7 protein-coding genes and 1 pseudogene are annotated in these 13535 nt (G+C 65.6%); 5 read left to right on the forward strand and 3 right to left on the reverse strand.

All coding sequences use genetic code 11. The annotated features are described in order from the left end of the window. Positions 1-44 precede the first annotated feature (44 nt). Positions 45-1307, forward strand: coding sequence for an S-methyl-5-thioribose kinase (gene mtnK / locus ABZ374_RS28275; protein ID WP_360315923.1), 1263 nt, complete (start codon positions 45-47; stop codon positions 1305-1307). Here the strand turns inward: mtnK and ABZ374_RS28280 are convergent. Next, positions 1294-2406, reverse strand: a complete 1113-nt coding sequence (locus ABZ374_RS28280) for an acyl-CoA dehydrogenase family protein (RefSeq protein WP_360315925.1) — start codon at positions 2404-2406, stop codon at positions 1294-1296. The genes mtnK and ABZ374_RS28280 overlap by 14 nt on opposite strands. A gap of 282 nt (positions 2407-2688) precedes the next feature. On the opposite strand from ABZ374_RS28280, the gene ABZ374_RS28285 reads away from it, so the two are divergent. Both ABZ374_RS28285 and ABZ374_RS28290 read left to right on the forward strand, forming a co-directional pair. Then, positions 2689-3294, forward strand: a complete 606-nt coding sequence (locus ABZ374_RS28285) for a hypothetical protein (RefSeq protein WP_360315927.1) — start codon at positions 2689-2691, stop codon at positions 3292-3294. A gap of 27 nt (positions 3295-3321) precedes the next feature. After that, complete coding sequence (locus ABZ374_RS28290) at positions 3322-5637, forward strand: NACHT domain-containing protein (protein ID WP_360315930.1); 2316 nt, start codon at positions 3322-3324, stop codon at positions 5635-5637. A 1027-nt stretch (positions 5638-6664) separates the two neighbouring features. Here the strand turns inward: ABZ374_RS28290 and ABZ374_RS28295 are convergent. After that, positions 6665-7882, reverse strand: a complete 1218-nt coding sequence (locus ABZ374_RS28295; protein WP_360315933.1) for a DUF4365 domain-containing protein — start codon at positions 7880-7882, stop codon at positions 6665-6667. A 490-nt stretch (positions 7883-8372) separates the two neighbouring features. Here ABZ374_RS28295 and ABZ374_RS28300 point away from each other — a divergent pair, with 490 nt between their 5' ends. Together ABZ374_RS28300 and ABZ374_RS28305 are read left to right on the forward strand one after the other, a co-directional pair. Then, on the forward strand, positions 8373-9065 hold the full coding sequence (locus tag ABZ374_RS28300) for a hypothetical protein (RefSeq protein ID WP_360315936.1): 693 nt from the start codon (positions 8373-8375) through the stop codon (positions 9063-9065). A 436-nt stretch (positions 9066-9501) separates the two neighbouring features. Beyond that, the gene (locus tag ABZ374_RS28305) at positions 9502-13098 is read left to right on the forward strand and encodes an ATP-binding protein (protein ID WP_360315938.1); all 3597 of its coding nucleotides are present in this window, start codon (positions 9502-9504) and stop codon (positions 13096-13098) included. Positions 13099-13186: 88 nt separating this feature from the next. Here the strand turns inward: ABZ374_RS28305 and ABZ374_RS28310 are convergent. Further along, a pseudogene (locus tag ABZ374_RS28310) lies at positions 13187-13479 on the reverse strand (peptide deformylase); the annotation flags it as partial. Positions 13480-13535 lie beyond the last annotated feature (56 nt).

A 13535-nucleotide genomic window follows, 5' to 3' on the forward strand; every position in this document is an offset into this window, starting at 1 on the left:
CGCGTACGACCGACCGGTCTCCGCCCGCCTTCCCGAGGAGGATCGTGAACGACTTCGTGCCGTCCGAGTTGCTCGACGAAAAGACGTTGCCGCCCTACCTGAGCGCCATCCCGACCGTGGCCGAGCGTCTGGGCGGCCACTCGTCCGGCTGGCGGGTCCGAGAGATCGGCGACGGCAACGTCAACTACGTCTTCGCGGTACACGGCCCCGCCGGCCGCGTGTGCGTCAAGCAGGCGATGCCCTACGTCCGGGTGAGCGGCGAGTCCTGGCCACTGACCCCACGCCGGGCCTATTACGAGTACCGCGCACTGGTCGAACACGGCCGACACGTCCCGGCCAGACTGCCGGAAGTGCTGCACCACGACTCCCGAATGAACCTGCTGGTCACCGAACACCTGTCCCCACACGTCGTGTTGCGCGACGGACTGCGACGCGGCAACCGCTATCCGCACCTGGCCGACCACCTCGCGCAATACCTGGTGGGCTCGCTCTTCCACACGAGCGACCTGGCACACGCCGCGATCGACAAACGCCCCCTCGTCGCCCTGTTCAGCGGCAACCACGAGATGACGCAGATCATGGAGGACATGATCTTCACCGAGATCTACCACGAACACGGCCGCAACAGGTGGACCAGCCCCCAACTCGACGACACCGTCGCACGGTTGCGCGACGACGTGGACCTCAAGGTCGCCGTCGCCCGGCTGAAGGTGCGCTATCTCACCTGTACCGAGGCGCTTTTGCACGGCGACCTGCACACCGGGTCGATCCTGGTCACCGAGGACGACACCCGGGTCTTCGACCAGGAGTTCGCCTGCTACGGACCCATCGGCTTCGACGTGGGCACGCTGCTGGCGCATCTGCTGATCGGCTACTTCGCCCAGGACGGCCCGACGGTCGCCGATCCCGAGCGCACCGACCGGCAGACCCGGCTGTTACAGGTCGTCGAGGACGTCTGGACGGGCTTCGCCCGGGGTTGGGCGGCGGCGTGGGAGCAACCTCGGCAAGGAGACGCCTACCCGCGTGTGTTGTTCGACGACGCGGACGTCCTGGCGGGCGAGCGCGAGCGCCACCTGGCGGGGATCTTCACGGACTCCGTCGGCTTCTGCGGGGCGGAGATCATCCGCCGCATCATCGGGATGGCGCACGTCGCCGAACTCCGGGCCATCGAATCCGACGATGCCCGGGCCCGCTGCGAGCAGCGCTGCCTGCGCCTGGCCACGCACCTCCTGAAGCACCCACACGCCCACCGAAGCATCCGAAACCTGACCGACGCGGCGCGCACGGCCCGCCTCACAACCTCCTGAGCATCAACCGGCCCATTTCGGCCCGCAGTTGCGGAGTCTGTGCCTGGATCAGGTGAAACTGGGCCTCCCGAGCCAGGCGCCCCGCCGGGTCGCCGTGACTCATGGCCCGGCCGCCCGTCGCGACCACACAGGCCGTACCGGCACGCGCGCACAGATCGAGAGTCGCCGCCCGGACCGCGATCCGGGCGGCGAGCCCCTCCCCGTCGGGGAGTCGATCGCGCAGGGAGTATGCCTCGGCCCGCAGGCGGGCGGCCTCCTCGGCGATCCGAAGGCCGAGATCCTCGTATTCGGTGCCCGCCCTCGGCCCGGATCGCACCAGCAGGTCGCACGCGGCGCGCAGATGCCCGAACACCGCCGGATGCGCGTTCGCGTTCTCGTCGTCGTACTCGCGGATCCACCGCGACCTGGGCCCCAGCGCGATCACGTCGCTCGCCGGGACGAACACGTCCCGCAGCTCCACGGCGGCGGTATGGGTGGCCTGCATGGCCCAGAGCGCCTGCCCTTCGTCCGCGACCAGGCCGTCGGCCGCGGCGCAGTCGAGCACGACGAACAACGCCCGATCGTCCGAGGTCACGGCACCGACGAAGGCCACGTCGGCGAGCCCCCACCCGGTCATCCACGGAATGCGCCCACGAAGTCGCCAGCCGTCCCCGACGCCCTCCGCGACCACCGGCGGCGTGGGATGCCGAAGATAGGCGAAGCCCGCCGTCGCGAACCGTTCACCCTTGACGAGAGCCGGCAGCCATTGCTCGCGCAACTCGACGTTCCCACTCGCGACGAGCCCCTTCTCCAGCGCGAAGTGCTGGGCGAAGACGAACCACGTGGCAGGGTCGACGGCGGACAACACCTCGTGCACCTCGCGAACCACCTGCGCCCCGGTCACGCCGCCGGCGCCGATCGGCTCGTAGTCGAGCAGCCCACAGGCCCCGGCCCGCGCCAACTCCTCCAGATGCGACCGCGGCACACCCACCGCGGCCGTGCGCTCCGCCGCAGGCCCGATGACATCCACCGCAGCCGCAATGACTGCGGCCACCAGCGGCTCGCCCGCGACCCCCGCCGCAGTCGCCAGAGCCGTCCGCGAGCCAGGAATCCATCGCATCCGAGTACGCCCCTCCCACCCCACCGTCAACGACCTGCACCCATGCCCAACAACCTCCCCACCGCTCGACCGAGTACGCCCCCACCACCCGCCCCTCCGGCCACAACCCGACGGGCGAGAAGACAACGAGCGACGAACGTCCGCACGGCCCGCCGGCTTGGGCCGCTGCGATCGGATGTCGGTATGCCGCATCACCGCAGTCGGCTGCGGATCGGTCGGGCATTTTCCCCGAAATGGATTTCATGCCTGCCGCGCACGACCGGGCTGCCCTATCATGCGGCCATGCAGACGGCTGGCGTGGGTCAACGGGGAACCGGCTTGAACGTGGCCCTTATCGACTTCCACAACCTCGATCCGCGGGCGACCACGCGACCGACTATTCAGGACGGTCTCGAACTGGCTGCCGAATTGGTCAGGGAAATCTTCTCGCCGGGAATGGGAACGCTCCCACGCAATGCGGTCGAGGTGGAATGCAGGATCTATGACGGGTGGCTGAATCGGGCCGGGGGATATATGGAGAAGTATCGAATCACAAGCTCCCTGCTCGACACCGTGCTTTCGTTGGAGAAGGGGGTCCGGATCCTGCCGCGGCTTGCCACCAGCCTTGCCTGCAGTCCCGGTTCCATGCTGACCGGGACATATAAAAACAAAGGGCAGAAGATGGTCGATCAAATGCTTGCACAGGATGCGCACTACTATTCCGAGCAAGAAGACTACGATCGCATTCTGGTCATTGCAAACGATGATGACTACGTGCCGGCGATGATAGCGGCGGCAACCCGCTGGGGGAAGCCGATCGTCTGGCTGCGGAAAAGATCATCCACCCCTCACGATGCACACTTTGCAGCATTGAATGTCGATCTCCTGACAGCCCCCTCCTGGAGCTGACTCACCCATGACCATCGCGGAGTCACCATGACCGCACCTGCCCGCGGCAACGAAACAAGCAAGGCGCTCGAAGATCAGCTCAGAATGGATCTCGCCGGGTTTGCCGATCCGGGTATGCCGGTCAATATAAAGGCCGCCGAAACCGGCTGGATCAAGGCCGAGTGGGTGATCAGAGGGGAGGAGCGAAGCGCGCGATTTCGTCTGGCGGATGCCACGGATCTGCGTGACGTGATCGTCCGCACCGAGCTTGGTGGGGACATCAGCTATCGGTCGTTCCTGGCCGCCACCGACATGGCCAACCTGCGCAGGTTGGCAGCCAACATGTGCAACCTCATCAAGGTCGAAGAAACCTACGTCGCGCCGCACGCCGTGCTCGACAACAGCCTCGAGGTGGCCCAGGGCGAAGTTCTCGCCAGTGACCTCGTGCGGCGGATCGCCAAGGACGCGGACGGCCGGACCAACGTCATCTTTCTGACCGCACAGGCAGGGGTCGGCAAGACGAGTCTGCTGCGGCATGTCGTCCAGGCCGTGGCCAACGACTATCGAAGCGGCCAAGCTGACGCGTTGTGGCTCTACGTCGATGCCCAGGGTCGTCGTCTGGCCAAACTCGACGACGCCATTTCGGGTGAACTGGGGAAACTGCGCGCCCAGTTCTCGTTCGATGCGGTGGCGTCGCTGGTACGAGTCGGGTGCCTGGTGTTGGTCGTCGATGGATTCGACGAACTGCTGGGGATTCAGGGCAGCTACGACGAGTCCTTCAGTTCCCTGGCAAGTTTCCTGGACGAACTGCATTCCTCCGGCTGCGTCGTTGCGGCCGCACGGAGCGCGTACTACGAGCAGGAGTTCGTCGGTCGGGTCAACTCGGCCATCGGTTTTCGTTCCGATGGCTGGATCGTGAACCGGGTGCGTTTGCAGCCATGGACGCCGGGTCAACTCAACGCGTATGTCGAGAAGCGGGCGGCCGAGCGCGGGCTCTCACCGGCGCGCATCGCCGAGCTCGAGGAGAAGGTGTCCACCGCGTTCGCCGGCGAATCGGTGAGTCATCTGCGGGGCCTGCCGTTCTTCGTCTCCCGGGTGACGGACCTTTCGCTCATGGGATCCCCGCTCTCGTCGGGTACCGATTTACTGGAGCAGTTGGTCAACAGCTATGTGAAGCGAGAGGCGGAGGAGAAGCTCCGGGACAGCCCCGGGCACAACTATCTGACCGCAGATCAGTTGCGCGAGGTCTTCTCCGAGATCGCCGAGGAGATGTGGCGCCAGGACACCCGCGAACTGTCCCGGACATCCCTGCGGGAAGTGCTCGAAGTCTGGCTCGACGTGGCTGGACTTCCCGCGGAAGCCCAACTGGCCGTGGTCGACCGAGGCCCGTACTCCGCGCTCCTCCAAGCCGCCGACAAGGGGGCGGTGAGGTTTGAACACGACGTCTACTACTCGTACTTCCTCGCCGGACCCATCGTCGATTTGACCCGAAAGGGAGATCCGCTTCCACTGCGTCAGGCCCTCCGCCGCAGCCAACTTCCGGCGGAGGCCGCCACCATGGCCGGTGCCCGCCTGCAGAATCGGGCCACGGAATACCTGGCCCTGCTCATGACCGCCGGCGAACGCCAGGATGCGAGCACGGAACAGGTGCGCCAGAATGCCGGCGCCGTCGCGGCCGGGATCATGCGCGCCCATGGCAGCCCCTTCGAAAACATGGAGCTGCGCTTTTTGGGGTTCGTGGACTGCGACATGAGCAGTATCACGCTCAGGGATTCCCGACTTCGAGACTGCTCCTTCACGGGGAGCGACCTGCGGGACTTCCACTTGTTCGGATGTGCAGGCGAGCGACTGAGCTTCGAACGCGTCGGTGTGGACAGTGTCACCACCGTGCTCGACGTCTCGGGTGTCCCGGTGAACGACTTCCGGGCACTGCGGCTCTACGCCGAATCCGGCGAAAGCACGGTCTACGACCCCCGGAAGGTCTCCGAGATCCTGTCCGAATGTCGGCTCCCCGAAGCCCGGACATCAATTCCGTTGCGTCCGGTGAAGGCCGAGATCGTGAGCCTGTTGGACGACCTGAGCTGGCTGTTCGCCAAGACCAACCTCTTCACCGAAAACGACAGCACCGCCGATGTGCGTCGAGTGGTCCAACATCCCGACTGGCGGAGCGTCAGAAGTGCCATGATCAACGCGGGAATCCTCTCCTGGAACAAGAAGCAGGCCAGCGGCAACAAGGATTTCCTGAAGGTCCACGTGCCCCCGACGGACCTCATGCCCGGTCAGGACCGCCAGGCAACCGTCGTCCGAGCCGTCCGCGATCTATGGGATTTCCTGGAGCACTCCTTCCCGGCCGCACACGAGTAGGGGCGCGGCTACCGGGCGACCCGTGGACCGAGCACCGGGCGGGCCGGATCATGCTCATCGACGCAGCGCGTATCCGCGTCGCCCTTCCCCCCGCGCTGCGCTGCTGCCCCACTTGGTCAGCGCTTCCTGTACCTGACAGGCACGCGTGTAGGGCGATCGTCGATCGGAACCCAGCCGAAGATCGCCCGCATGTCCTCGATGCCCTGTGACCGGTCTTCGACGGAACGGGCGCTGTGGAAGAACTCCAAAAGGCTTACTGATCCCCCGAGGGCGTATCCGTGGCCGCTACGGCCTTCCCTTTTGTTCGGCCCTGACGCTGTGGATGCGCGCGATTCCGGCACCGATTGCCGACCATGCGGGGGAGGCCATCCCAAAAACCCAAGCTCGGTGACGAGGCCCATGGCAATGGGTCCGGCTGCCGCAGCCCGACTCCAACCGATCTGTGGGCTGCTCCTCGACCACGATGGCCAAGCGCCATCGGCACGTCACCGATCCTCTGCCGCGCGACACTGCCGCCAAGCTCGACAAGCGCCTGTGGTGAGCGGATCGGACGTAGGGCGCCTCTCGGTCAGTCGTGGTCGCAGAGCCATGGTGGCTCTGCGACCACGACTTCGTCATGAGAATCGGTCGCCGGCGCGAGTTGCCGACGCGCTCGAGCCGACGACACGTCACCCACCAGTCGCCGTTTGGGCGTTCGGGACGATGTGCTGGTGCCCTGGCCTGGGGTGTTGCGGATCTGGGGCGGCGTTGCGAACGCTGGTGGACTGGAGCGAATGAGACCAGAACTGAGACCAGAGGGGCCGTTTGGGCAACGGCGCAGGGGCCGGGAGGATGCCCGCACGCTTACCCGGCAGGCTCAGAATCGGATTCCAGCACAGTCACGAGGCCACCGCCGCGGGGGTGCAGTAGGTGCCGGCGACCCACGCGGGCTGTGGCACCGGCAGCAGGTCACTTGTTCGCCTTGGTGGACAGAGGTTCGGAGGCGTTCGTCAAGCCGGATTCAACAGCCTTCGACGGATGTCTCGCCTCAGGGCTCGGGGATGCGCCAAATGATTTGGACCTGCTCGTCCAGGGGGAGTGAGGGAGCGCCGACGTAGATACGATGGATCAGGTACAGGAAGGCCAATCGGAGTGCTTCCGGCTCAAGGTTGTCCACGGTCGAGCGGTGCAGTTTCGCCACCTGCCGGACGATGCGCGGATCGGCTTCGAGGGGCCCGAGTTCTGCCACAATTCCCGGCTCGAGGCTGCCATCCTCGCGCAGGGCCGAGATTGAGCGCTGGAGCAGGTCCGGCTCGGCCTCGATTCGGTCGATAATGCGGTCGATGACGTATCGGTGGAGTACATCTGCTGCGATGTTGGCGTGCTCCGGAGGGTCCTCGCCCGTACAACTTGGGCACCCTGCGCACTCGTCAGAGCCGAAGATGGCCTCCGACTCCTCGTCTGCCTGCCGAGTGGACATGAAGCAGGAGGCCACCCACATCATCTCCGGCCGGCTCAACTCCAAGTCTTCGGCCGACGAGAGGTCGAGGTCATTCCAGAGACGAATTGCGGCTTCACCAACCACCTCGACGTCCGGAGGTGGCATCTCGGAGCGCATCAGGGACGCCAGGCTGACGAGATACGGCTCCCAATCGAGTGCGCTGTGCAACAGGGTGGCGAACTCGGCCCCCGAGCGTCGCCAGAAGATGAGGTCTTCGTCGTAGCCGTTGACGAAGTGCAACACGTGGTCCGTCGGGTCGAATTCGACCCCGGACATCTCTCCCAGGTGAGTGAGGACGGCCTGCCTGCCTCGGTACCGTCCGACGTAGCGACGGGCCTGCGCGACGAACGACTTCATCGTTGTGTCGGCCAGCACCGCGTTTGGACTGACACCGATTACCTTCGGGCGGTTGAGCGGGCCGGATCGGCGGAGCTGTTGCGTTGCGTTTGCCCAAAAGAGCTTCTTGCCGTCCGGGTCGTACACCACGCAGTAGACAGGGATGTTCCCGTTTGCCCAGGTGTCGCCGTGGTGGCTGACAGGTATGGCGTAACCGTTGGCCCGGCGCCATTTGTCCCCGCCCTTGACTTGGACCCTGATGACGTCGCTCGTCACGTGTTCGTTCTCGACGAACGTGACGTAGAGGTCCTCGCCGAAGTCGTTCTGTCCGGATATTTCCTGGACGATGTGGTCGTGCTCCTCGAGGAGGGCGCGTACCGCGTTCACGGCCGCTTGGCCTACACGCCGGCCCTTCGGGATCTTCGGCATGCCCGTCTCTCCGGAGGTTCTCATCCGCCCGCGTGAGTTCCGTAGGCGGCGTTGTCCTCGTATTCTGCCGTGCGCTACTGACATCTGGCTTCAGCGCACGGCTGGAGCGGTCCTCCACGCCAGCGCGACCGAATGACCTGAGACTGGAAACGACGAAGGCCCGGACCGCTGAGCGGTCCGGGCCTTCGTGAAGGCGGAGGATACGAGATTCGAACTCGTGAGGGTGTGAACCCAACACGCTTTCCAAGGGGTCGTCTGCCCGTTCGGCTGGCGCCATCGATGTCCTGACCTGCAGCTAGGGAGTCGGCTGCCGGATTTCTGAACGTCGCCGTACGCTTATGAATGCAACCAGAACTGCAACCAAGATGGCTCGCGTATCGGTTGCATTTGCGCTGGTCAGGGATCGGGTTGACCTGGAAGCTGGCACAGGCCATGCCCGGCCGAAGCACCGATCGCCAAGTGCCTTACCTCGGCGCTGACAAGCCCTGGCTTGGAGTTCGCTCTGCGCAACGGACATTGGTACGCCACGATCGTCATCGCTGCCGAGGGGCGGCTGGCGTACTCGTCGGCCCGGACGACCGTGAGGGAGGCGTGGCGCAAGCATGGCCAGGGTGACCCAGCGCGACCACGAGGTGAAGCGGCGGCTCTGGTACTCCTCTGGAAGATCCTCAGCGTCCGCTACTGCGAACCGCTGACGGTCTTCCCGAAGGTCCTGGAGACTGTCACACAGCTCGATCTGCTGGACTTGGAGCCTGGCCTGATCGGCATCGTTCCGAATATCCCTTCGGACCACCGGACCGGGAACAGAGAGGGACACGTGGATCGACGCGAGAAGAAGCGGCTCCGCGACTACATCGGCGAGCATCTGGACGTCTCCAGCACGCGCCTGACGGACGACGAGGCGACGTTCCTGAGCGACTTCCTCGACGAGTACGAGGAGATCTACAAGGGCCGCACGGACACCCGCACCACGAGCCATGACAGCTGGAGCTCCGATGGGAGATACACACGACGCGAGACGTTCACCTACACGTTCATCGACGACGTCGGCATCCGCGAGCACTGCGAGTACCAGGACGACGACGGTCAGAACGGAACGTCTACGAAAGTGATCAAGGACGCTCGAGGGATCCTGAACTGGCTCGAAGACCACCCCAGTTGGCGACCCGGGTTCTGTCAGTAGTCACCGAAGCAACGCGTAGTGAAACCTGGATGATGTTTGGTCAACCCTCAAGCACCTGCCGCAAGCAGGCCTGCTCAACTTGCGACGCGGGGCGGAACGGTTTGGCGAACTTGCGCGAACGATGACGGATAAGGGGATGCCCGAGCACCGCAGTGGCGTCGCTCGGCCATGGACTGAGACCAAGACGACGGCGGGCCCGACCGCAGCTCGCGGTCGGGGCCCGTGCAACTCGCTGGCCCACCGCGTTTCCGTGCGGCGAGACTTGGGGAGGCTGCGCTCCATGGTCAGCAGCGGCAGCCGACACCGGTTGCCCTGACCGCGGGCATCCAGCGCGGGGGTGGGGGTTGCAGTGGGTGCGGATTCGGACGGTGGGCGGATTGCTGCCCGGGGATTCCAGTACCAGTATCTGCGGACCTTGGAGGCCTTGCTTGCTTCGATGACCGATCAGTCGGCGGTGGCTTCGTGTCGGATCGAGGGACCAGTAGCCGCCACTTCGCTCCACGAGGTAGATGCAGTCGATTTCGACTTGGCGGACGCCGCAGGCCGCTCGTTGGTGGCTGCGCAGGTCAAGAGCTCCGGCCAAGGGCGGGCACTTAGCGCGCCGCGGGCTCTGGAAGTGCTCGTCCAGTTGGTGTCCGGCCTGGCCTCGCAGCGGTACGAACTGATCACCAACGCCCGGCCCGATGAGCGATGCGCACGCCTGGCCGACATGTTGGCGACGCTGAATGGCGATCCGGTAGGGCTGCGCCAGGCGTTGGAGGACTTCTTCAGTGCGGCGCCGGCTTCGCTGCGACGTTTCGCAACGCTGACTCCGGAGCGGTGGCAACGGCTGGCGACGGCGCGGATCGTGTTCGACACACGGGACGAGGACGGCCTGCGCGTTGATCTCCACAATCGGTTGTGCGCGCTGCGGCACGGCAGCGAACGGGGGATGTCCGTCCGCTCTGCCGGCCTGGTCCTGGGCTTCCTGGTGGCTGAGGTACTTCGGCGGGCCGCGAACCCGCCATCGAGTGGGTGGGACCTGGAGGACTTCCGGGCGTGCGTGCGGGTTGACGACGACGTCCTGGTGACGGCGCTGGGCCGACAGGACTTCGGCGTCGTGGCCGGCCCGCTGCCGCCGGTCCCGGACATTAGCCGTCCGCATCTGATGGAACAGGTCGCTGCGGTGCTCCACCCGGCTGCTCCTGCTACAGGCGTCGCCGTCTGTGTCCTCAGCGGTTTGTCCGGGATCGGAAAGTCGAGCGTGGCAGCGGGATATGTGGCGGCGCAGGCGTACCGCTACGACATGGTGTTCTGGATGGATGCCTCCACTCCGCAGACTCTGGCGGGTGCGTTTGCACGGCTGCTCGCGCATTTGGGCGCTCCCAACGATGCGGCGCAGGACCCGGCCTTGGTCCGGGAGCGAGTGCATGTTCTGCTGCAGCGGACGCCGGGGCCCTGGCTGCTGGTCTTCGATGACGCCTCTCCCGGGATGCTGCAGGAGTGGCTGCCTCCGCTAGGGCGGGGCCAGGTGCTTGTGACTTCTATCTCCCGCCGGTGGCGCGGCGCCCTGGGCTTGGTGGAGGTGGACGCTCTGGACCCGCCTCAGGCCCTTGGCCTGCTTCGGCTCCGCCTAGGTCTGCGCGACGACCAGGACACCGATCACGAAGAGGCCTTGACCGGCTTGGTGGAGGCATTGGGGCGGTGGCCGCTGGCAATCGAACTTGCCGCAGGCTACCTCGTGGACAGCCGGCTCAGCCCCGAACGGGTCGGCGAATACCAGTCGCGGTTGCTCTCCGTCGCGCTGGACGACGAGACGGTGCTGCCGCCCGGCTACCCGAGGACACTGGTTGCCGCCGTGACCCTGAGCTTGGAACGACTGTACGAAAGTGCCCGTCGCAGCCCGGAGATCTTGGTCGGGTGCCAGGGCCTGCTGCTGTCGTTCTGCTGCTTCGCGGCCCAGCGCATTCCGGTACACCTTGCATTCGTGAGTACGATCGTGCCAGACACGGAGCTGCCCAACACCCGAGTACAGTTGATGCTCGATGAGGCGGCCTCACCGCTGCGCGACATCCTGCGTGAACTATTCGCGCTGTCCTTCGTGCGCCCCGATACCCTGTTGCCCTCCAACGAGCTGCGCGATGCGGTGCCCGGTGGCGACGAGACCGTGTCGATGAATACGGTGCTCCAGTTCGTGCTGAACCGTCTGCTGAGCCAGTGCCCCAACAAAATCCAGATTCTGCAATGGGCCTGCGCCCACACCAACGCGTGGCTGGCCCAGGCAGTTGACGACGGTCAGAGCGACCGGGCATGGGATCTGGCCCAGCACGCCGCCGCCCTCGCTGATCAGGTGCAGAACAGCGATATCGCGACACTCCACACGGCACTCCTGCTGGGTAATCTCGCCGCGTTCCAGAGCGATCACGGCCGTTATGATCTGGCCCGCCGGCTCTTGGAGTGTGAGCTGGAGTGGTTCGCCAGCGGCCGTGTCCACGCGGATCGAGTCGCTGCGCAGGCACGGCTCCAACTCGCTTCACTGGTTGACCTAACCGCCCCTGCGGATGGCGACGAACAGACTGTTCTCCTACTCGTCCCTGTCCTGGATCACCTCGCTGCTCTGCCTGCGGCGGACCGCCGCAACTACGCCGATGTGATCACGCAGGCTCTGATTCTCCTGCAGCGTGCATCCCGCCGTACTTCCCGCAGCATCGTCATCGATCAGCTCCTGGCAAGGTTTCAGGAACTGGCCGATCCCCTGCCGGACACACCGACGATCCGTGCCATGCAGCAACTCGTCTCTCTCGGCGCCCTCATGGAGGAAGGGCGAGCAAGCGATGCGGAGCAGGCCGCCATCAGAGCGTTGGACCTGATCGGCTCGCTCTGGACCAGCCAGGCGGCAGAGGCCCGTCGGCTGCTGATCGAAGCGTTGGCCCTTCAACACAAATGGGAGCAGGCCGACGCCGAGTACACCCGATTCCGGCGCTACCTCGGTTCACGGACTCTGCACCGCCTCACGGTGAACTACCTCGTCCACAACCTCGGTCAGTGCACCGCGATGATGTGGGTCCTCACCGGTAACGACGCAGCCCTCGCCCTACTCGACCGATTGGTCGAGGACACCGGCTCCTATCACGACCATCTCGCCGAGAACGATTATGACCGCACCCGCTTCCAACTTCTGCGCGCCGTACACGCCGCGGCACACGAGGTCGTCAAGCTCGACGAGCCCACCATCCCGGGAGCGGCGCGCCCTGCTGAGTTCGTGACCCTGTTGTCGCAGATCGCTACCCTGCCGTTCGCGGATGCGCCGCTGCGCGCACACGCCTGGGAGGTAATTTTCGGGGGACTGCATACCCGATTGACTGTCCGCTTCGGCGAAGCAATGCATGGCCGGATCCACTCCCATGAGAGCGCAGCGCTTGCCGAGCTGCCACCCTCAATGGCGGCGCAACTCGATGTGGCGCTTCGTGAGACGCCCACGCTGGGGTACCTCGGCCTGTCGACCGATCCGGCCTTTGCCGCCCTCGGGTTCCGCAGCAACATCGACCTGCTGGACCCTAACATCCCGGGTTTGTCCGGCCCGCTCCCTCTGGTGCTGCTGGAACCAGAAACTCGGCACCTGGTTCGTGCTGCCGACGGCACCATGGTCGACGCGCAACTTCATTGGTTTTGCGCGCACGGACTACGCCGTCTGTGGGGGTTCCAGGCGGTTCCCTCGAGCGCAGACCTGACTCTGCGCCCCGGCGGGACCTCCTTGCTCCTGCTCGACAGCAAGGAGGGCGTAGTGACCCGCATATACGCCAGGCCCAACCTTGCCTGGCAAAAGGCCGTCCAGCGGCGCGGCAGGGCTCTGGTCATTGCCTGCTACGCGTTCGCTCTCGGCGAGCCCCTCCGGAGCCAGACCATCCTGTCCTCGCCCGTCAGCACAGCCAGGTGTTTCCAGGAAGCGCTCGCCGAAGGAACCCTGGCCGCGTCCATAGCCAGCTGGAGAGACCCGCGCCCGCCCTCCGCACGCAAGCGGCCACGCACCGGCAGGAAGCGGCGCAGCCGATAGCGTGCAGACCGGGTCCGCATCCGCGCCGGTACAGCAGGCCGTCGAGGTGGTCGATCTGGTGGTGGATCAGGCGGGCGGGGCCCCGTTCGTAGGTGGCGATCATCGCCTGGCCGTCCAGGTTGGTGCTCTCCACGGTGTTCCGCAGCGGGCGGGGACCAGGCCGCAGACGTCAAAGATGAACAGGCTGCCTTCGAACTGCTCGTCTGTCTCGTCGGCGCGCTCGGTGATGCGTGGGTTCAGCAGCACGATCGGTGGTGTGGCAGGGTCGGCGGACTGAACGATGGCGGCGGCCCGGCTGGTCCCGATCTGCGGTGCCGTGATGGCCATGCCCTTGGCGAAGGGGTGGACTTGGCCGATGCGCTCCATCGCGGTGAACAGCATTTTGACCTGCGGTTCGTGAGTCGTTGGTTGACCCGAGCAAACGCTGCGAAGCCACG

The organism is Embleya sp. NPDC005971 (assembly GCF_040629175.1).
Classification (GTDB): Bacteria; Actinomycetota; Actinomycetes; order Streptomycetales; family Streptomycetaceae; genus Embleya.